At 60.3% G+C, this 20,020-nt stretch carries 14 protein-coding genes, 1 tRNA gene and 2 pseudogenes; 7 read left to right on the top strand and 10 right to left on the bottom strand.

Annotation, left to right across the window (positions count from 1 at the left end; genetic code table 11):
• Positions 1–12 precede the first annotated feature (12 nt).
• The gene (locus AC0Z8Z_RS23595; RefSeq protein WP_485620714.1) at positions 13–705 is read right to left on the bottom strand and encodes an HAD-IA family hydrolase; all 693 of its coding nucleotides are present in this window, start codon (positions 703–705) and stop codon (positions 13–15) included.
• A 215-nt stretch (positions 706–920) separates the two neighbouring features.
• Here AC0Z8Z_RS23595 and AC0Z8Z_RS23590 point away from each other — a divergent pair, with 215 nt between their 5' ends.
• Positions 921–2,408, top strand: coding sequence for a YdgA family protein (locus tag AC0Z8Z_RS23590; RefSeq protein WP_485620713.1), 1,488 nt, complete (start codon positions 921–923; stop codon positions 2,406–2,408).
• A gap of 51 nt (positions 2,409–2,459) precedes the next feature.
• Here the strand turns inward: AC0Z8Z_RS23590 and AC0Z8Z_RS23585 are convergent, their stop codons facing one another.
• From AC0Z8Z_RS23585 to AC0Z8Z_RS23565, 5 genes are all read right to left on the bottom strand, one after another.
• A complete protein-coding gene (locus tag AC0Z8Z_RS23585; RefSeq protein ID WP_172610098.1) occupies positions 2,460–3,590 on the bottom strand; it encodes a mechanosensitive ion channel family protein in 1,131 nt (376 codons plus the stop codon).
• A gap of 165 nt (positions 3,591–3,755) precedes the next feature.
• Positions 3,756–5,567 (bottom strand): J domain-containing protein, encoded by a 1,812-nt coding sequence (locus AC0Z8Z_RS23580; RefSeq protein WP_485620712.1) that lies wholly within the window; start codon positions 5,565–5,567, stop codon positions 3,756–3,758.
• Between the two features lie 5 nt (positions 5,568–5,572).
• Complete coding sequence (locus tag AC0Z8Z_RS23575) at positions 5,573–7,267, bottom strand: molecular chaperone HscC (RefSeq protein WP_485620711.1); 1,695 nt, start codon at positions 7,265–7,267, stop codon at positions 5,573–5,575.
• Between the two features lie 156 nt (positions 7,268–7,423).
• Positions 7,424–8,578: an epoxide hydrolase family protein gene (locus AC0Z8Z_RS23570; RefSeq protein ID WP_485620710.1), complete on the bottom strand. Its 1,155-nt coding sequence runs from the start codon at positions 8,576–8,578 to the stop codon at positions 7,424–7,426.
• Positions 8,575–9,444, bottom strand: coding sequence for an NmrA family NAD(P)-binding protein (locus tag AC0Z8Z_RS23565; RefSeq protein ID WP_485620709.1), 870 nt, complete (start codon positions 9,442–9,444; stop codon positions 8,575–8,577). The genes AC0Z8Z_RS23570 and AC0Z8Z_RS23565 overlap by 4 nt, the downstream gene beginning before the upstream one ends.
• Before the next feature lie 165 nt (positions 9,445–9,609).
• Here AC0Z8Z_RS23565 and AC0Z8Z_RS23560 point away from each other — a divergent pair, with 165 nt between their 5' ends.
• From AC0Z8Z_RS23560 to AC0Z8Z_RS23550, 3 genes and pseudogenes are all read left to right on the top strand, one after another.
• Entirely contained in the window at positions 9,610–10,236 is a 627-nt protein-coding gene (locus AC0Z8Z_RS23560) for a TetR/AcrR family transcriptional regulator (protein WP_485620708.1), read from the top strand.
• Between the two features lie 552 nt (positions 10,237–10,788).
• Positions 10,789–11,838 (top strand): annotated as a pseudogene (locus AC0Z8Z_RS23555) (methyl-accepting chemotaxis protein); the annotation flags it as partial.
• Positions 11,821–12,693: a methyl-accepting chemotaxis protein gene (locus tag AC0Z8Z_RS23550; protein WP_485620729.1), complete on the top strand. Its 873-nt coding sequence runs from the start codon at positions 11,821–11,823 to the stop codon at positions 12,691–12,693. The pseudogene AC0Z8Z_RS23555 and the gene AC0Z8Z_RS23550, both read left to right, overlap by 18 nt.
• Before the next feature lie 16 nt (positions 12,694–12,709).
• Here the strand turns inward: AC0Z8Z_RS23550 and AC0Z8Z_RS23545 are convergent.
• Positions 12,710–12,826, bottom strand: a pseudogene (locus AC0Z8Z_RS23545) (type II toxin-antitoxin system RelB/DinJ family antitoxin); the annotation flags it as partial.
• 120 nt (positions 12,827–12,946) lie between these two features.
• Positions 12,947–13,023 (bottom strand) — tRNA-Arg (locus tag AC0Z8Z_RS23540).
• A gap of 327 nt (positions 13,024–13,350) precedes the next feature.
• On the opposite strand from AC0Z8Z_RS23540, the gene gabD reads away from it, so the two are divergent.
• The 3 genes from gabD (at position 13,351) to AC0Z8Z_RS23525 (ending at position 17,656) form a co-directional block, all read left to right on the top strand.
• A complete protein-coding gene (gabD, locus tag AC0Z8Z_RS23535) occupies positions 13,351–14,793 on the top strand; it encodes an NADP-dependent succinate-semialdehyde dehydrogenase (RefSeq protein WP_133775679.1) in 1,443 nt (480 codons plus the stop codon).
• A 194-nt stretch (positions 14,794–14,987) separates the two neighbouring features.
• Positions 14,988–16,268, top strand: a complete 1,281-nt coding sequence (gene gabT, locus AC0Z8Z_RS23530; RefSeq protein ID WP_485620707.1) for a 4-aminobutyrate--2-oxoglutarate transaminase — start codon at positions 14,988–14,990, stop codon at positions 16,266–16,268.
• Positions 16,269–16,432: 164 nt separating this feature from the next.
• A complete protein-coding gene (locus AC0Z8Z_RS23525; protein ID WP_485620706.1) occupies positions 16,433–17,656 on the top strand; it encodes an HDOD domain-containing protein in 1,224 nt (407 codons plus the stop codon).
• A gap of 27 nt (positions 17,657–17,683) precedes the next feature.
• Here the strand turns inward: AC0Z8Z_RS23525 and AC0Z8Z_RS23520 are convergent, their stop codons facing one another.
• Together AC0Z8Z_RS23520 and desA are read right to left on the bottom strand one after the other, a co-directional pair.
• A complete protein-coding gene (locus tag AC0Z8Z_RS23520; RefSeq protein WP_122536733.1) occupies positions 17,684–18,661 on the bottom strand; it encodes a GGDEF domain-containing protein in 978 nt (325 codons plus the stop codon).
• A 139-nt stretch (positions 18,662–18,800) separates the two neighbouring features.
• Positions 18,801–19,985, bottom strand: a complete 1,185-nt coding sequence (gene desA, locus AC0Z8Z_RS23515; protein ID WP_172610088.1) for a delta-9 fatty acid desaturase DesA — start codon at positions 19,983–19,985, stop codon at positions 18,801–18,803.
• Between the last annotated feature and the right edge of the window lie 35 nt (positions 19,986–20,020).

Genomic DNA, 20,020 nt, shown 5'->3' with positions numbered 1-20,020 from the left:
CCTATAGCGTGATCAGCGGGCAAACCCCGGCAAACCCCAATCCTCCAGCGGAAACTCGGTCAGCGAACCCAATATCAGGTCGGCGTGTGCGTACTGCTCGATCGGCATGTGCGAGTCCGGCACGGCCACGGCGTACATCCCTGCGGTCTTGGCAGCGGTGACGCCAAAAGGGGAATCCTCAAACACAATGCAATCCTTCGGGTCCACGCCCAAGTGGCGCGCTGCAGCCAGGAAGATATCCGGCGCAGGCTTGGCCGCCGTGACCTCGGCGTGATCCGCCGTCACCACGTCTTTGAACAGCTCGAACCAGGCGCGGTGATTGCTCGTCTTCGCGTGGAAATAGTGAAGGGATGAGCTGGTGCCCACCGCGATCGGAATGTTGTGCTCGGCAAGATGCCGCACCAGTGCCTCGGCGCCACGCATCGGCACGGCGTGGGGGAAGCGCTCGTCCAGCATCGGTTGGCGAACGGTCAGGAACTCCTCGGGAGACATCGGCAGCTCGAGCGCGCTGATCACGTATTCGGCGAAATCCTGAGAGCCGCGGCCAATGGAATGCTGCTTCACAGCCCAGTCGAACGTCTTGCCGTACCGCTTGGCAATGGTGTCGGTCACTTCGGTGTAGATGCCTTCGGTGTCCAGCAGCAGGCCGTCCATGTCGAAGATCACCGCCTTGACCGCACCCTTGGGCTTTTGCACTTCGCTCATCTCATCGATCCCGTTAGCAAATTGGCGTCCAGCCTAACGCTTCGGCGAACGCCGTGGCTAGGCGCAACGGCTGCAAAACGTTCTCGCCAAGTGCTAATCTCGCCGGGCTCTCGGCAGCGCAAGGTGCTGCACGGCCGCTTTGTGTGGCGCCGAAACCCTCCGGGGTCAAGGAAGGCAAGACCTCTCTTCAAGAACGGACATCTTCGAGTCGACACATGAAAAAATCAGTCAACATCGCCGTAGGCGTCATTGTGGTTGCGGGCGTCCTCGTCACCGCTGGGGCCTGGTACACCGGAAAACGGCTGGAAGGCGCGCTCAACGACGCCATCCAGCAAGGCAATCAGCAGCTTCAAGCCGCGTTTGTCGGGCATGAAGGCAAGGCGAGTGTTGAGCTCCTTTCTCTGGACCGCCACTTTTTCACCAGCACTGCGCACTACAAGCTGAATATCCAGGACCCCAAATTCAATGACGGTCAGCCGGTCGAGCTGCTGTTTGTCGATAACATCGAGCACGGCCCATTGCCGTGGAGCCGCGTGAAATCGCTGCAACTGCTGCCGGTCATGGCCGCCAGCAACATGCAGATCGAGAAGAACGCCTTCTCCGAAAAATGGTTTGCCATGACCAACGGCCAGCCGCCGCTGACCGGCCACTTCAGCATGGGCTACGACCGCGCCGCATTGGGTCGTGTTGAATTGCTGCCGTTTGAATTCACCGATCAGACCGGCGCGTTCAAGTTTTCCGGTTTCACCCTGAATGCCTCGGGCTCGGGCGACGGCCAGAAGCTCGAAGCCAACGGTGTACTGGGCAGCGTCGACGTCACCGCAACTTCCGAAGAAGGCCCTGTGCACCTGACGCTCAAGGACTTCACCTTCAACACCGGTGGCACCAAGGGCAAATCGGGTTTCTACCTGGGTCATACCGACGCGAAAATCGCCTCGGCGACATTCCAGGCGGCGGGCCAACCGGCCATTCAGCTCAAGGACTTCGTCAACACCAGCCTGTTGCAGGAAGTGGAAGGCAACTTGAATGCTCAGGTGACCTACGACGTCGGCAACATCAGCTTCAACGGCAGCGACATCGGCGCCATGCAGATGCTCTGGAAGTTCGGCAATTTCGACATCGCGTCAACCCAGGCGCTGATGAAGATCTATCAGGAGAAAGTTCAGCCTCAAGCCCAGGCCGCCGCAGCGATGGGTGAAACCTACACGCCGCATTTAAGCCCGGCTGATGAGGCGCTGGTGCAGGCAGAGGTCAGCAAACTGCTGAGCGCCAAGCCGCACATCGAGCTGGAGAGGCTTTCGCTGAAAACAGCCAGCGGCGAGAGCCAGTTCAGCCTGTCGATGGACCTGGGCAACCCTTCGGCGCTTGATCAGCCGGGTGCGGAATTGCTCAAGCAGTTGCTCACTCAGCTTGACGCCAAACTGGTGCTCTCCAAGCCGATGATCAAGGACCTGGCCGCACTGCGTGCCAAGTCTGCCGGTCTGACCGACCCTGCCGCCATCGCGCAACAGGCGCAGGGCGCAGCGGAATCGGTGGGTGGCATGGCGGTCATGTTGCAAGTAGGCAAGGTCGAGGGCGACAACATCGTCTCCAGCCTGCATTACGCCAACGACGTGGTGGACTTCAACGGCGTGAAGATGCCGGCGCAACAGTTTGCCGCAATGATGATGGGCAAGTTTGTGATGTTCAGCGGCGGGCAGTGAGTCTGGTCCGGCCACCGCTGAGGTGGCCGGACAACTTGCTTTTAACTGTCGTCAGACCGGCGGCTGACGCGCGATTTCTGTGGGCGCTTCGTGGCCTTCGCGCTCCGGCTGCACGGTGCGCGAGGACATCTCCGCACGCAGCTGAGGCAGGCACTGCGGATATTGCCGGGCGACGAAACTGATCAGCCGCTCGCGCATGTGGCATCGGGCATCCCAGCTGCGTGATGAGTCCGCCGAGCTCAACAACACCCGCAATTGCATCGCCTTGGCGGTGGTGTCAGTCACCTGCAACACGCAGACGCGGCCATCCCAGAGGTGCGGGATTTCCTTGCAGATGCGCTCCGCTTCTTCGCGCAACTCCTCCAGTGGCAACGCGTAATCCACCCACAAAAACACCGAGCCAATCAGGCTCGACGTGCTGCGGGTCCAGTTCTGGAAGGGCTTCTCGATGAAGTACTGCAGCGGAATCACCATCCGCCGTTCATCCCAGATCTTCAGCACCACGTACGTGCCGCTGATCTCCTCGATGCGACCCCACTCACCCTCAACGATCACAACGTCATCCAGGCGAATCGGCTGAGAGATTGCGATTTGCAGGCCGGCAATTAAATTGCCCAGCACCGGCTTGGCGGCGAAACCGGCGGCCAGTCCTGCGAGCCCTGCCGATGCCAGCAGACTCGTGCCGATCTGTCGCACCGGCGGGAAGCTCATCAGAATCAATCCGGTGCCGAACAACAGCACCAGCACATTCAGGCAGCGCACCAGCACCCGCACTTGGGTCTGGATGCGGCGGGCCTGGAGATTGTCTTCGATGTCCAGCGGGTTTCGGATCGCGACCGCTTCGCCAATCGCCTTCACGCAACTCAACGCCAGCCAGGTAAACCCGGCCACCACCAGCATGCCGTTCAGGTGCCGGACGCCGTTGATCAACATCAGGTCATCGGGGGCGGAGGTCCAGACCGTTTGCAGGGCCAGCAGCGGGATCAGCCACAGCGTGGGCGGTTCGGCCCGGTGAATGAGCTGCTGGGCGAAGACGAACGACTTGGCGACGCGGCGGAGCAAGACCAGCGCAATCCAGCGTCCCAACAGTGCGATGCCGATCGCGACGGCGGCGGCCACGAGGGTGTTGAGCCAGGGCAACGGCAATGCGTTCAGCCAGGCTTCCGGAAGTACGTGTTCCATAGAGGGGTCACCAACAGGACGGTTCAAAGGCAAGAGGTGTGAGCTCCCTCAGCGCTCATTGTTCCCCTGATCAACCCGGCGTCTTAGAAATCGTGACGGGCTGGAATCAGCGAGCCAGAGCATCCGACACGTGTACTCCATGTCGAATGCGCTGGCCAGCCCAGACTAATGGCCGGGCGACGCCTGACTGTCCAGTTCACGCTGCAACCGGGTTCGAAGCCGCCAGCACTGGCTGATCTTCTGCTCTCGCGAATAGTTCGCGCAACGCTCAGGCAGCACCGCGTTTCTGCACTCCTTGTCCATTAAATCCATTGCCTGCTCGCTGCTGCAATCAAGCTGGCCGGGCAGCGCTTTCGCAACTTGTCCGGAGCCCGAGGTGTGCACAGGGTTCGGTGGCAGCGGGTAGAGACTCATGTAGATTGCAGACGCTACGATGACGCCGATCGACAGGAATATTTTGCGCGCGTTTACGTGCAGGAATGTCCTTACTGCTTCGCGAATCGGGGCGTAAATCTGCGGGTGGCGATAGGGCGACAGAAAGATCCAGGCCAGCATTAGCAGCGTGTAGCACAGCTCCGCGGCAGGCCCTTGAGACGAAAGGATCACCCCGATCAGAACCAGCGGCACACCGTGCCGAACGACCAGTGCCTGCGATGCCGGCCAATGCAGCCACTCCGGAAGCAGCAGGTCGCTGAGCCATTCATCTGCGTCTTCGATGGCCAGGCACACCGGGCGCCAGACCCGCATAGCGATCCGGCACAGGCCGGTCATGAAAAACGGATACATCAGCAGCATCACCGCCGCTTTCACGCCATCAAGAGTGCCTTTCATCATCTCGTTCGGGATCATGAAAAAAGCTGTGAACAGTACCCAGCCAATCCATGTCCAGACAGCCGGGTTCATCGGCTCAACCCGCAAGGTTCGCCAGCTCTGCAGATCCGCCTCGGGGAAGACGTCGAGCATTTCCGGATAGCGATTGTTGATCGTCGAGCACAGGCGCTCGCAGGCAATCCACACGTCCGCGCTGCAGAATCTCGCCAGTCGCAGCCGATCAACCTTGCGCCCCGGCTGGAGCACCAGCCGCGCTGCCTTCTCTTCGACGCTGTCAGTCTTGCCGCCCGCCAGCAGGCGCTGCCAGTGTTCGATGTAGGCGTACTTCTCGCATCGTTCGATCAAATTCCGCCAGATAAACTCCGGCTCGGGAAACACGCCCTTGCGGTCGTCCCAACCAAAAAGCTCGCAGACCCTGTCGAACAGCGCAGCCGTCCAGCCTTTGTGGTTGTGCAGAAAGAACATGACCCAGCGCTGCAGCTGATCGCGGCGTTCCAGCGAGGCCAGCCACGGTTGCTGAGCCAGCGCCTGCAACGCCGCAAGAAACTGGCGCTCTTTGCCTTCGGCCAGCGCGCGTTCGAGCCGCGCGCCTTCACTGTCCAGCAATCGCTGGGTCAGCTGGATTTCCCGGTCTGCGCTGATGCGTAACGACTGCCACGGCGTCAGCCATTGCAGCTGGTTGATCGCGGCTTCAAGCACATCGCCGTTAGACGAATGTGCTTCCAGACACCGATCAAGCAAGCGTTGCTGGAAGGCCAGATCGCAGCCTTGTTCCACAGCGCGTTGATGCTGGCGCGGCAGATTTTCTGCGGTGGTCTCTTCCACCAGCACGCGTGCAGCCTGCCGCGCCATGGCTTCGGCATCCGGTGCCGGCTGAACCAGATCGTGCGTAGTGTGCGCTGACGTTACGGTCTCGACCGAGTGCGCCGATGCCTGGCCGATGGTCACCGCAGGCGAGTCGAACTCATCGTCTTCGTCGGCACGATTTCGCGACCAATCAAGCGCTCGCTCGTAGGCTTCCCGCAGGCGCTGAAACGCCTCCGGATCCTCGTCCGGTCGTGTGACCTTCAACAGTTTTGCGTACTGACGTTTGACGGTCCGCTCATCGGCATCGTCGTTCAGGCCCAGCAAAGTCCAAGGGTTCATGGCGCTTACCATTCCCCTCGCTCGAAGCGTTCGACCTGCTCGGTGAGCCGCTTGCGCACTTCGCTGATCTGCCGTTCATCCTGGGTTTCGAGCACGTGCTGAAACTGGCTGGCCCATGCCCCGACCATCTCGCGCGCCTCACCCAGGTACTCCTGATACAGACGCTCGAGCTTTGCAGTCATGTGCGTGTTCACTTGCTGCTCGCGAGGATGCGTCTTCAACGAGTCGAGGGCTTTAAGGCGCTCCTGAATCTCGGCAGGCGTCAGCACGCCGGGGTTGTTTTCGATCACCAGCGTATGCGCTTCTCCGGTCATCGGAATGCGCACGTCGGCTTCGAGAATGCCGTTGTTGTCGTAGGTAAACCGCACGTCCAGGTCGACTTCACCGGCAGGACGGCGAGGCACCTTGATCTCGAGTTCGCCCAGGGCCACGTTGCCCTTCACCTTGCGGCTCTCGCCCTGAAAGATCCTCACAATGACGAATTGCTGATGATCGCTCAGGGTGCTGACAGTCCTGACCCGGCTCACCGGAACGACGGTATTGCGCTCGATAATCGGCAGGTAATGGCCGCTTTCGAAATGCTCGCCGATGCGTTGGGTGGTCTCGATGCCCAGCGTGTACGGACACACATCCGTCAGCACCACTTCCTCCAGCGCCGAGTCGCGCGCTTTCAGGGCGGCCTGAATTGCTGCGCCTTGAGCGACCACCTCGTCGGGGTTGAGCGTGATGGACGGGAAGCGGCCGAACAGGCTGGCCGTCAGTTTACGGATCAGCGGCATGCGCGTGGTGCCGCCCACCAGCAGGATTTCATCCAGATCGGCGACGCGGATGCGCGCGTCACGCAGGGCTCGTTCGATCGGGGCGCGCAGACGGTCCAGCAGGGGCGCGTAGAGCTCGATCAGTTGCTCCTGGGTCACTGGCTTGCGCCACTCGCGATCGCCATGACGCAGCACGAAATCAACACTCGCTTCCTGGCCCAGCGCTTTACGCACGCGCTCGGCTTCGCGGCGAAGGGATTGCTTCACGGTTAATGCAGGTGGAAATTCACTCTCTTGCTTGTGCAGCGCCACGAAGTGCTCAAGCAGCAAGTTGTCGAAGTCCTCGCCGCCGAGGAAGTTATCCCCGGCGCTGGCGCGCACCTCCATGACGCCGTCGAACAGCTCCAGGATCGACACATCGAATGTCCCTCCGCCCAGGTCAAATACCAGAAACGACGTCTCGCCTTCTTTCTGATGCAGCCCGTAGGCCAGCGCTGCCGCGGTCGGTTCATTGATGAGTTTCTCGACCTGCAGGCCCGCCAGTTCGCCGGCCACTTTTGTCGCCTTGCGCTGCGCATCGCTGAAATACGCCGGCACGCTGATTACCGCTTCAGTCACCGGCTCGCCGAACGCCCGCTCGACGTCTGCTTTCAGGCTTTTCAGCACCAGCGCCGACAGCTCTTCCGGGCGATATTTGCGCGCGCCGAGCTTCACTTCATGCGCGCTGCCCATGTGCCGCTTGAACAGCGCCGTGGTTGTGCCCGGATGAGTTTGCAGACGTTCCTGGGCTGCCTTGCCCACCAACACCTGTCCGTCGTCATCCAGACCGACGACGCTGGGCGTCAGCAGTTCACCCAGCGCATTGCTGACCAGTTGCGTGCCGCCATCGCGCCATACGGCGACCAGACTGTTGGTGGTGCCGAGATCTATGCCGACGATCATGCCGAATATGCTCCTTGCGGGACTGCTGTGTGACTGTCCGAATAAATGAAAATGACGCTCTAGGTAAGGCGTATCGGCGACAGGTGGCGCGGCTTTAGACAGAGCATTGGACGATGACCGGCTGGCAGTGACAGGGGACAGCGCGCGGCGGATACATTAACGGAGCAGGCGAAAGGTCTCTCGCACATGCTCGGTGAGCGTTGTCGGGTTCTCCATGGCAGCGAAGTGGCCACCGTGCTCGGCCTCTGCGAAGAATCGCAGGTCGTCGAAACGCGCCTCTGCCCAGCGCCGGGACAGGCGAAGCAGCTCGCCCGGGAACATGCTCACGCCTGCCGGGATGGGTATGGCGCGTGCAGGGCCTTGCTGTTGCATTTCGCGCATTCCTTCCCAATAAAACCGGACCGAGCTGGGTCCCGCATTGGGCAGCCAGTACAGCATGATGTCGTCGATCAACGCATCGACCTCAATGACTCGCTCGGGCTCTGCGCCGCTGTCGGAGGCATCCTGGAACAGCGCGTAAATCCACGCCGCCAGGCCAGCGGGCGAATCGGCCAGGCCGAAGCCTATCGACTGCGGCCGGGTGCTTTGCACCTTCATGTAGCCAGACAGCTCTCGCTCATAGCGTTGCGCATCAGCGAGCATGCGTTGCTCTTCAGGGGTGGCCTGCGCGATTTCATCTTCAGTGGGTTGGTACATCACCATATTCAGGTGAATACCGATCAGGCCAGGCGGACGCATGTGCCCAAGCGCGGTAGTCACTGCCGCGCCCCAGTCCCCACCCTGGGCGGCCCAGCGCTGGCCATATCCCAAACGGTCCATCAATTGCGCCCAGGCCGAAGCGGTCTTGCCTACGCCCCAGCCGGGTGAACGTGGTTTATCACTGAAACCAAACCCTGGAAGTGCGGGGATCACCAAATGGAATGCATCGCTGGCGTCGCCGCCATGGGCGGTCGGGTCGGTAAGTGGCCCAACCATCGCCCTGAACTCCAGAATGGAGCCAGGCCAGCCGTGGGTCATCAGCAAAGGCAGGGCGTCAGGGTGAGGCGAGCGTATGTGAAGAAAGTGAATGCCAAGACCGTTGATCTCGGTCCGGGTGCTGTTCCATTGGTTGAGCTGCGCTTCAGTGGTGCGCCAGTCATAACCGTTGCGCCAGCGTTCGACCAGCGCGCGAAGGCGTTCAAGCCGTGGCCCCTGGCTGTTGTCGGAGACGGTTTCCGGGTCAGGCCAGCGGGTTTGCGCCAGGCGCTGGGCCAGATCGTCGAGTTGCGCCTGGGGAATTTGAAGAGGAAACGATTCGATAGGGTGTGTCATTGCTTGATCCCTTGCACATGAGTACGGGCCAATGTGTCACGGACGGATGCCCATTCACGTTGGCCATAACGGTCGTTGTCCAGACTGAGCAGCTTGCCGCGCCCACTCATCATGTCTCGCAGGTATTGCATGCCTTGCCAGGCGGGGAAGGGCTTGTCACTGGCAGGCGTGAGCGCACGCACCATGTAGATCAGGGCGGACAGCGCGCCGATATTCCCGGGGCGCAGGGTGCGGTAATGCTGCCCGGTCAGCGCGGTGAGGATGTTGGCAATCTGCGCGGGGGAGACGCTGTTGCCGGCAATGCGCAGAAAACGGGGCGTGTTGTGATCAAGCGCGGCATCGGCGGTGAAGGCAGCGACGTCGTCCTTGGCAGTGAAGTCCAGCGGCTGTTGCGCGTCGCCGAAATGCAGCACTCGGCGGCCGGGGAGCACAATAGGCGCGTCGCCTTCGAGCAGCTCCAGAAAGCCACCGTTGAGGATTGAGGTGACGGCGATGTCGGCTGTATCGAGACGGGTGGCGAAGCGTCGGCGAAGGTCCAGGTTGCGGTTCTCCCCAGGACGGGTGCGTGTGTAGTCGAGCGAGTAATCCGAGGGAATGAACTTGGAAACCCCAGCGGCAACAGCGGTCTGCAACAGCCTGCCTTGCTGCTCGATGATCACCTCTTCCAGGCCGTTGAGCGTGGACACCACGCAACCTGAGCCGGCAATGGCACGGCGCAGGCCTTGAGCGTCATCCAGGGAAACGGGCGTGACGGTGACGCCGCTGCTGCGCAGACCCGTCAGCCGGGCTTGTTCAGTGCCTGGCCTAACCAGCGCGATGACATGGGCGCGGCGCTCAACCAGCGCCCGGACTACGCGTTGGCCCAAGTCTCCTGAGGCGCCGGCAACCACAATGGGTAAAGCAGTCGTGTGATCCACAAAGCGCCTTCTTGGTCAGTTTAAAAGGGTAGAGGACGGCGCATGCCTGCGTCGATTTAACTGAACGTTACCGTTTAGTTGACGGGCAAACAAGAGGTAGGTAAGTTGCCGGCCATGACGTTGATCACGACCAAATCCAAAGGCGGCAGGCCCAGGCAAAGCCAGGCGGGCGATGCCGAGCGTCGCTTGCTGGACGCTGCGCTGCAGCGCTTTTTGGCCAAGGGCGTCGAAGGCACCTCATGCGAAGACATCGCCCGGGCGGCCGGCGCCAGCAAAGCCACCCTCTATGCGCGCTATGCCAATAAAGAGGCATTGTTCGAAGCCGTGGTGAGGCGCCACGTCGCGACCTTATTGGCGCCTGCCGAGGAGATTCCCGCGCTTCCGCTCGAAGGCCGCTTAAGGCATGTGGGCCAGGGCATCCTCGAACATGCGCTGCAACCCGATACCCTGGCAATGATGCGACTGGTGATCGCTACTTCCAGTCGGACCCCGCTTCTGGCGGCCGAAGTGAACCGCATCGGGTGGGAAGGCGGCTTCACCAGAGTGCGCTCCGCCATCATGGCGGGCCCAGACCAACCCTCGGATCCTGATGCGCTGGCTCTTCAATTTATCGATCTGGTATTCGCGCCCCATCAGCTCAGAGCGCTGCTGGGTGGAGACCGGGAGCAGTTGATCCAAGCCATTCCCGAACGAGTGGAATGGGGGCTGAAGTTGGTTCAGGCCGCCGGTTTGCTGGAGTAAGTGCTCCGGGTTCTTGCGATTGCCAGGTGATGAGTCTGAACGGTAGAAGCCTCGCGGAAGTTAAGGTGAGATCAACTAAAAGCGACCCGTGTGAGGACTGATTTGTTCAACGCTCGCGGCACTAAATTTTTAAACTCAAAGTTGCCATGTGCTTAGCAGTACTCACACTGACTAAAAACAGTAGGTGTTTTTCGTGTCTGGCTTAACCCGGTCCATCCGCCGAGTGGAGAAGTTCCTAACTCATCAGCCCTGAGAGGCGCGACCCTGCCGCACCTGGCTTGGGCCAGGCATCAGTCCAAACTGCCTGAGCCCAGGTGGATCCAATGCCTCCGGTCAGTGTAACCGTCTATCGGACTCACAAAGAAACGGCAAATAATTTGAACTTTTTATGTGTGATAGTTTCGCTGATGTAAGTAGAGGATTAAGTGGAAAGTGTATGAAAAGAACGATATTTCACTAAAGTTTAGTTGTGGCGAGCCGAAGTTTAAGGCGGTAGGAATGGCATGGAGTAGCCCTCTCCTATGTGAATACCTATAACTTTCTGAGGGCGCCATGCTAAAGAATATCTTGATCAATATGACCGTCAGGTCAAAGCTCGTACTCGGCTTCACCCTGGTGATCATATTTACTGTCCTTATTGCCCTCACGGGTTGGACAGGAATCTCCTCACTCAGTGAGCGAAGCGAACGCGTGTCTGACATTGCGAAGCTCACAACCTTGACCCGGGACATGCGCATCGCCCGGCTGGTCTACGCCCAGAATTCCGACGACGCCAACGCTGCCACTTGGCAAAAAGCCTACGACAACCTGGACGCTCATTTGGCTTATTTGCGCCAGATTCTGGATTCCGATCTCAATATTCCCCATGTAAAGACGGCGACAGCCGCAATGACGGTCTATAAAGGTTTTTACAACGACATCATCAATGCGACCCATACGCGTGAAGCAAGTCGAGCCGTGTCTGGCAGCGCCGCCGATGAGGCATTGGAGGTGCTGCTACGTTTAGCCACCCTCTCCAATTCGCCGGAGGGCACGTCCGCACAGCGAGATGCAGTCGGGCAAGCGCTGACGCTTTTTCAGAAAATGCGCTTTGATGTGCGTGGGTACACCTTCACGCTCAAGCCTGACGCGCAGCAGCTGGCGATCGCTTCAATCGCCGCAGTCATGAACAACGTCCAATCCCTGCAAGCCGCCGGATTTCAACCTGATGCCATCAAGGGCCTCCAGGCTTCACTGAGTAAATACCAGGCCGCCATTGCTCAGTTTTCAGAAGCACAGGTCGCGATCAACCAGGGACAAGCAGGTATCACGAAAAACATCGAAGTCCTGCTGGCCTCCGCCGATCAGTTGGCACAGAACCAGGTCTCGCTGCGTATTGAAGACGTGGGTCAAGCCAACAAGATGTTGATCATATGGCTCAGCATTGCCCTCATCATCAGCGCATTGGCTGCATGGGTCATCACCCGCCTCATCGTGGGACCGCTTCGCGAGGCGCTGCAATTGGCTGATCGAGTAGCAAACGGCGATCTGACCTACAGCGAAGTAACGGCAAGGCGAGACGAACTGGGCCTGCTGCAAATCAGCATGCAAAAAATGACCACCAACCTGAGGCAGTTGATTGGCGGCTTGCGTGATAGCGTCACCCAGATCGCGAGCGCTGCCGAACAGCTGTCGGCGGTGACCGAGCAGACCAGCGCGGGCGTTAACAGCCAGCGAACCGAAACTGATCAGGTCGCAACAGCCATGAACCAAATGGCCGCCACGGTTCAGGAAGTGGCGAGGAATGCAGAGCAGGCGTCAGATGCGGCGGTCAGCGCCTCCAAAGAAGCCCGCGATGGCGATGCAGTGGTCGCCAAGGCAGTGCTTCAGATCGAAAAGCTCGCAACCGAAGTGGGTCATTCGAAAACCGCCATGGATGAGCTCAAGCAAGAGAGCAACAAGATTGGCGGCGTGCTTGACGTGATCAAGGCTGTCGCCGAGCAAACCAACTTGCTGGCACTCAATGCCGCCATCGAAGCCGCGCGCGCTGGCGAAGCCGGACGGGGTTTTGCGGTTGTTGCGGACGAGGTGAGAAGCCTGGCGCAGCGCACCCAAGCGTCGACTGAAGAAATTGCGACATTGATCGGTGGTCTGCACAGCCGGACCGCACAGGTTGCGACCACCCTGGAAAACAGTCGCCTTCTGACTGACAACAGCGTGGAGCTGGCGCGGGATGCAGGGGCTTCGATCGGCAATATCAGTCGCTCGATTTCAACCATCGAATCGATGAATCAGCAAATCGCCGCCTCTGCCGAAGAGCAAAGTGCGGTGGCCGAAGAAATTAACCGCAGTGTTCTAAGTGTGAGGGACATCTCCGAACAGACCGCTTCCGCGAGTGAACAGACAGCAGCTTCAAGCGTTGAGCTGGCGCGGTTGGGTGTGCATTTGCAGGGGTTGGTGAGTAAGTTTGTGGTGTAAGCGGCTGGGAAGATAATTAGCCGGCCACCAGCGAAACCTTAACGCGCTGCGGCGCTGCAAGTCGCTCGCACGCCACGGAGATCAACACTTCGTCTCCTTGAGTGAGAAGGACCGGACGTAACGGGAGTTGACCACAGCGTGGGATTGAGCCGGACACCTTTACGAACGCTCAGGTACAAAAAAGCCCGCTCAATGGCGGGCTTCTTCGTCTGTAGCTGAGTTCAGGACACGTTAAGCGAACCTGAATCAATAATGGTGCACCTGACGGGATTCGAACCCATGACCCCTGCCTTCGGAGGGCAGTACTCTATCCAGCTGAGCTACAGGTGCAATGCGGGCGCCATAATACTCATCTGGCCGACGTGCGTCCATGCCGGTGACTCACTGTTCTCAATTTCACACGTTTCGGCACATTGGCGGCTACGCTGATCCGGATTCAGTACTGCCCCAATTCCCACCCGTTCTTTTTTTCGAACGCACTCTTGTCCTTTAACCCTGTTGTCCCTAGGATTCGTTTGAGATTTCAAACGCCCCGCCCGGCCTTTCTTCTATTCTCCAATCAGGGCCGGCGACAGTTATATCCGGCGGCGGCCTCGTCCGAGGCACCCGCACACAACCATTCGCTCCGCCGCGTGCGGTGCTGTTCAGGAGGCCGCAATGCAGCTCAAAGACTCGAAGTTGTTCCGCCAGCAGGCGTACATCAATGGCGCCTGGGCTGATGCCGACAGTGGCCAGACCATCAAGGTCAACAACCCGTCGACCAACGAGATTCTCGGCACTGTGCCAAAGATGGGCGCTGCTGAAACCCGCCGCGCCATCGAGGCCGCTGACAAGGCGCTGCCGGCCTGGCGTGCGCTGACCGCCAAAGAGCGTGGCGCCAAGCTGCGTCGTTGGTTCGAACTGATGATTGAAAACCAGGACGACCTCGGTCGCCTGATGACCCTGGAGCAGGGCAAGCCGCTGGCCGAGGCCAAAGGCGAAATCACTTACGCGGCTTCCTTTATCGAGTGGTTTTCCGAAGAGGCCAAGCGCGTCTATGGCGACGTGATCCCGGGCCATCAGCCGGACAAGCGTCTGATCGTCCTCAAGCAACCGATCGGCGTCACCGCTGCGATCACGCCGTGGAACTTCCCTGCCGCCATGATCACCCGCAAGGCCGGCCCGGCGCTGGCGGCAGGCTGCACCATGGTGCTCAAGCCCGCTTCGCAAACTCCGTATTCCGCACTGGCACTGGCTGAACTGGCCGAGCGCGCTGGCATTCCGGCGGGCGTGTTCAGCGTGGTGACCGGCAGCGCGGGCGATATCGGCAGCGAACTGACCAGCAACCCGATCGTGCGCAAACTGTCGTTTACCGGCTCGACCGAGATCGGTCGCCAGTTGATGGCTGAATGCGCCCACGACATCAAGAAGGTCTCGCTGGAACTGGGTGGCAACGCGCCGTTCATCGTGTTCGACGACGCTGACCTGGATAAGGCCGTTGAAGGCGCGATCATTTCCAAGTACCGCAACAACGGCCAGACCTGCGTGTGCGCAAACCGTATCTACGTGCAGGACGCAGTCTACGACGCTTTCGCCGAGAAGCTGCAGGTTGCCGTCGCCAAGCTGAAAGTGGGTGATGGCCTGGCTGACGGCGTGACCACCGGTCCGCTGATCGACGAAAAGGCCGTGGCCAAGGTCAAGGAACACATCGCTGACGCGTTGAGCAAAGGCGCGAAAGTGCTGAGTGGCGGCAACAGCCTGGAAGGCAATTTCTTCGAACCGACTATCCTGGTCAACGTGCCGAAAAACGCCGCCGTGGCCAAGGAAGAAACATTCGGTCCGCTGGCCCCGCTGTTCCGCTTCAAAGACGAAGCCGAAGTGATCGCCATGGCCAACGACACCGAGTTCGGTCTGGCGTCGTATTTCTACGCGCAGAACCTGAGCCGCGTGTTCCGTGTGGCTGAAGCGCTGGAGTACGGCATGGTGGGCATTAACACCGGCCTGATCTCCAACGAAGTCGCGCCGTTTGGCGGCGTCAAGGCGTCCGGTCTTGGTCGCGAAGGCTCCAAGTACGGCATCGAAGATTATCTGGAAATCAAATACCTCTGCCTCAGCATCTGAACCCGCTGAGTGGCAGAGTGAAGTAACTGTTCGACAACCTGCGGGACGCGAGAGCGCCGTTTCGCAGGTTTCAGTGGCACCAACCTATTGGTGGCCGGGAGGCCGCGACAGTCGATCATCGTATGCTGTTGCTGTTGACCCCCGCTGCTTGATCCTTGAACCACGCCGCCCGATGAGCGGCGAATGAGGAAATGATGAGCAAAACTAACGCATCCCTGATGAAACGCCGCGAAGCTGCTATCCCCCGCGGCGTTGGTCAAATTCACCCGATCTTCGCTGAGTCCGCGAAGAACGCCACCGTCACCGACGTTGAAGGCAACGAGTTCATCGACTTCGCCGGCGGCATTGCGGTACTGAACACCGGTCACCTGCACCCGAAAATCGTCGCGGCCGTGCAAGAGCAACTGACCAAGCTGACCCACACCTGCTTCCAGGTGCTGGCGTACGAGCCCTACGTCGAGCTGTGCGAGAAGGTCAACGCCAAGGTGCCGGGCGATTTCGCCAAGAAAACCTTTTTGGTCACGACCGGTTCTGAAGCGGTTGAAAACGCCGTCAAGATCGCCCGTGCCGCGACCGGCCGTGCGGGCGTCATCGCCTTCACCGGCGCGTACCACGGCCGCACCATGATGACCTTGGGTCTGACCGGTAAAGTCGTGCCGTACTCGGCCGGCATGGGCCTGATGCCGGGCGGTATCTTCCGCGCCATCTACCCGAACGAGCTGCACGGCGTCAGCGTTGACGATTCGATCGCCAGCATCGAGCGCATCTTCAAGAACGACGCCGAGCCTAAAGACATCGCCGCGATCATCATCGAGCCGGTGCAGGGCGAGGGCGGTTTCTATGTGGCGCCGAAGGCGTTCATGGCGCGTCTGCGCGAACTGTGCGACAAGCACGGCATTCTGCTGATCGCTGACGAAGTGCAGACCGGCGCTGGCCGTACTGGCACCTTCTTCGCCATGGAACAGATGGGCGTGAGCGCCGACCTGACCACCTTCGCCAAATCCATCGCCGGTGGTTTCCCGCTGGCCGGCGTGTGCGGCAAGGCTGAATACATGGACGCCATCGCGCCGGGCGGTCTGGGCGGTACGTATGCCGGTAGCCCGATCGCGTGCGCTGCGGCGCTGGCGGTCATGGAGGTGTTCGAAGAAGAGCACCTGCTTGATCGTTGCAAGGCCGTGGGCGAGCGTCTGGTCACTGGTCTGCGCGCCATCCAGGCCAAGTACCCGGTCATCGGTGAAGTCCGCGCGCTGGGCGCCATGATCGCCGTCGAGTGCTTCGAGAATGGCGACACCCACAAACCTAACGCTGCTGCCGTGGCACAAGTGATTGCCAAGGCCCGTGACAAGGGGCTGATCCTGCTGTCCTGCGGCACCTATGGCAACGTACTGCGCGTACTGGTCCCGCTGACCTCGCCGGACGAGCAGTTGGACAAAGGCCTGAAGATCATCGAAGAATGCTTCGCTGAAATCGCCTGACTTCATGCCGATGAGCCGCAGGCACATTTGATAAGAATGTGACCGCTCCATCAGGAAAAACCTGCTTCGGCAGGTTTTTTCGTCAGTGAGGTCAGAAATTTCTCGCTCGGTTTGTCCCCTTTCTCAGTCTTTGACTAAGGTAAGGAGACTGATGCCGGAGAGTCATGATGACCGTTGTAGAGGCGCTAGCCGTTCCCCGCGTGTTGATCGCTGAAGCGGACCCGTGGGCCCGTGAGATGCTCAACGAATTGGTCCTGGACGTACGTTGCGACGCGCAACTGGATATCTGTTCAAACGGCCGTGAGGCCATCGAGCTGATGAGCGGGTACATCCCGGACCTGGTGATCGCATCCCGTGAGTTACCGGGCGTCGACGGACTGAGCCTGCTTCGCGGGCTGCGGCAGTTGCGTCGCCAGCCGCCGGTTCGTTTCATTCTGCTGAGCAGTCGCAGCGACAGCGTCAGTGTCCGCGAGGCCGTGCAGCTGGCGCCCACCGCCTACCTCACCAAACCCCTGAACATGGAAGGCCTGCGCCAACGGCTCGAAACGCTGCTGTTGCAGGATGGCGCGCAGGTTGCCTGTGCGGTACCGGCGTTGGCGCCGGGTGTCGGGCTGGATGCGTTTCTGGAGAAGCGCCGGGAAATGGCCGATGGCGGGCCGCTATTCGTTGATGTGACGGCGGCGGTGGCCAGCAGTCGAGGGGCATCGGGTGTTGACCTGAAGCTGCTGGAAAAGGCGTTGAGCCACGACCCCCACGTTACCGCGCTGCTGATTGCCGCAGCGAGCAGCGCGTCGCAACACCAGGGCAAGCCCGTGCAAACACTGGGTCAGGCGCTTGCCGTGCTGGGTGGCACCCAGAGCGTCAACCTGGTTCAGGGTCTGGCGCTCAAGCGCGGCGCGGTGCTGACGGATGCAGCGTTATTGCTTCACGCCACCGAAATCTGGGAGGTCTCGCAACGCACCGCCGACTGCGCGCGCACGCTGGCGCGCAAGCTGGATCTGGATCATGAGCGCTGTTACTGCGCCGGCTTGCTCAGGGGCCTGGGGGAACTGACGGTGCTGCGCTGTTTGCAGGACTGGCTGATTGCCGGCGGTTCGCTGGATGAGGCAACTGTTCGCCGCGCGCTGGCGCAGTATTCGGCCTCGTTCGGCTCGGCTTTGCGTACGCGCTGGCGGCTGCCGCTGGAGCTGCGCGAGTTGATCGCGGCGGTGTATCAATACAACACCGGCGTTTTTACCCGCGAGATTTTGGCAATGAATGTCGCGGGACAAATGGGTTCACTGGGACTTGAAGACCCGCTGCAGGCGCTGGCAAAAAGCAAATCGGCCCGGCTGCTGAAGATCAGCGAGTCGGATCTGGAAGGGGTGCGTCGCAAGACGGTGGCTTAGCCAGAGGCTGATTTCAGAAAAGCAGGCTTATACCAACACGATCTGATTCTTGCCCTGGCGCTTGGCCTGGTACATCGCAGCGTCAGAGCGGGCGTAAAGCGCTTCAAGGCTCTGGTCCTGTTCGCCGAGGTTGGTCAGCCCCTGACTGGCGGTGATACCGAAGGTTTTGTCATTGCACTGAAAGCTCAGGCGCTGAATCTCACGCTGTAACCGCTCGGCAATCTGCTGGGCCATTTCGGGCGCACAGCCCGGGAATACGGCGGCAAATTCCTCACCACCGATCCGCCCGAACAGATCCCCACGGCGCAGCGTCTTGCGCCCGCATTCAGCAATGCGTTGCAGCACCAGATCACCTTCCTGGTGGCCGTAGGTGTCGTTGACCAGCTTGAAATCATCCACGTCCAGCAACAGAAACGCCATCGGCGTGCCCTGCAGACGCGCCTGCTCGAACTCGCGTTGAGCGCATTCGAAGAAGTGCCGGCGGTTGCTGCTCTGGGTGAGGACGTCGGTGGTGGCCAGACGCTGCAGCTCGTCTTCGAGGTGCTTTTTCTCGGTGATGTCTTCGGCGATGCCCACCACAATCAGGCGCTGACTGTGCTCGACCTGATGGCTGACAAAGCATTTGTCGCTCAGCCAGCGGACCTGGCCGTCAGCACGAATGATCCGGTACTCGCGGTCTTCGATGGAGCCCTTCTCAAGCACTTCGCTCAGGCTGCGCTCGGCGTAGTCCAGATCGTCGGGGTAAATGCTGTCGCGCCACTCGCTGTAGTCCGCGAGCAGCAAGCCGGCCGAGCGGCCGAAAATGCGCTCGTAGGCGGGGCTGACATAGATCATGCGTTGCGTCTGCCAGTCGAACGCCCATAACACCGCGTTGACGCTGACCAGCAGAGAACTGAACAGCTGCTCGCGCTCGCTGAGGCGCGCCACTTCCGCCTGGGCATGCATCAGCGCCAGAAGGGTTTCTGCTGCGGCGGGTGTCTCAACGTGGGGAGTCTGGTTGTCCATGAGCACTGCATCTCAGAATAAGGTGCGGCGCATGCCACAACATGTCACACAGCATAGTGCGAAGGTGTTAGTGAGATAGGACTAATGGCACTAAGTTCCGATCGGTGCCACCCAGACGAATGGTCACCGATCAACGGCATCAAGCGTGGTGAGGCCGCAGCGAGTAGGTTTTCAGCTGATCGGCGAAGTCACGCAGCGACTGAATACCGCTGGCTTCGGCCTCGTGGATCCACTCCTTGATGGCCGCCAGCATGTCGTGACCATTGCTGCTGGTCTTCGCCCAGATCTGCTGCAGCGCCAGGCGTTTCTCGTAGATCACTTTCAGTGCCTGACTGTGCTCCAGCATGGTCTGGATGCGCGCTTGATGCTTGTCTTCAAGCAGGCTTGGCTCGCGGGAAAGCAGGCGCTTGGCACGTCGGAACTGATGACGTACAGAGGCATCGGCTTTCGCCAGTTCCTGCGCGACCAATGGCGCGATGACCAACTTGCGGTACTGGGCCATGATCTGGAACCGGTTGTTCAAGATGGCCATCGCCGTGTCCATGTCCAGATGGCCCTTGCCTTCGACGCGGTGCGCAATCGGCGCGACCCGCTGCACTTTTGCCAAGCGCAACCAGCTGAACACTTTGATCCACGCCCAGCCCATGTCGAACTCCCAGCGCTTGACCGACAGCTTGGCCGAGTTGGGGTAGGTGTGGTGGTTGTTATGCAGCTCTTCACCGCCGATCAAAATGCCCCAGGGCACCAGATTGGTGGCGGCGTCGCGGCATTCGAAGTTGCGATAGCCGACCGCGTGGCCAAGGCCGTTGACCACGCCCGCCGCCCACACCGGAATCCACATCATCTGGATCGCCCAGACGGTGATGCCGATCACGCCGAACAGGGCGAGATCAATCACGCCCATGATCGCAACACCCAACAGGGGATAACGCGAATAGAGGTTGCGCTCGATCCAGTCCTCGGGACAGTTTTTGCCGTAGATGCGCAGCGTCTCAGGGTTTTCCGCTTCAGCGCGGTACAGCTCGGCGCCTTTGCGCAGCACGGTTGACAGGCCCTTGATGACCGGACTGTGCGGGTCATCGACGGTTTCGCATTTGGCGTGGTGCTTGCGGTGGATAGCGGTCCACTCGCGGGTGTTCTGCGCCGTGGTGAGCCACAGCCAGAAACGGAAAAAGTGCTTGAGCCCTGCGTTGAGTTCCAGGGAGCGATGCGCTGAATAGCGATGGAGATAGACCGTGACGCCGACGATGGTGACGTGTGTCATCGCCAGGGTGACTGCGACCAATTGCCAGACGGAAAGGTCGAGCAGACCGTTGTTCCACATAGGCTGAGTTGCCCTCGGTTGTAACGCGTGCGATG

This window comes from Pseudomonas sp. 1L-C-7-B-C1, from assembly GCF_057291635.1.
Note: the sequence above shows the minus strand (reverse complement) of the source record. Positions and strands in the feature narration are given on the sequence as shown.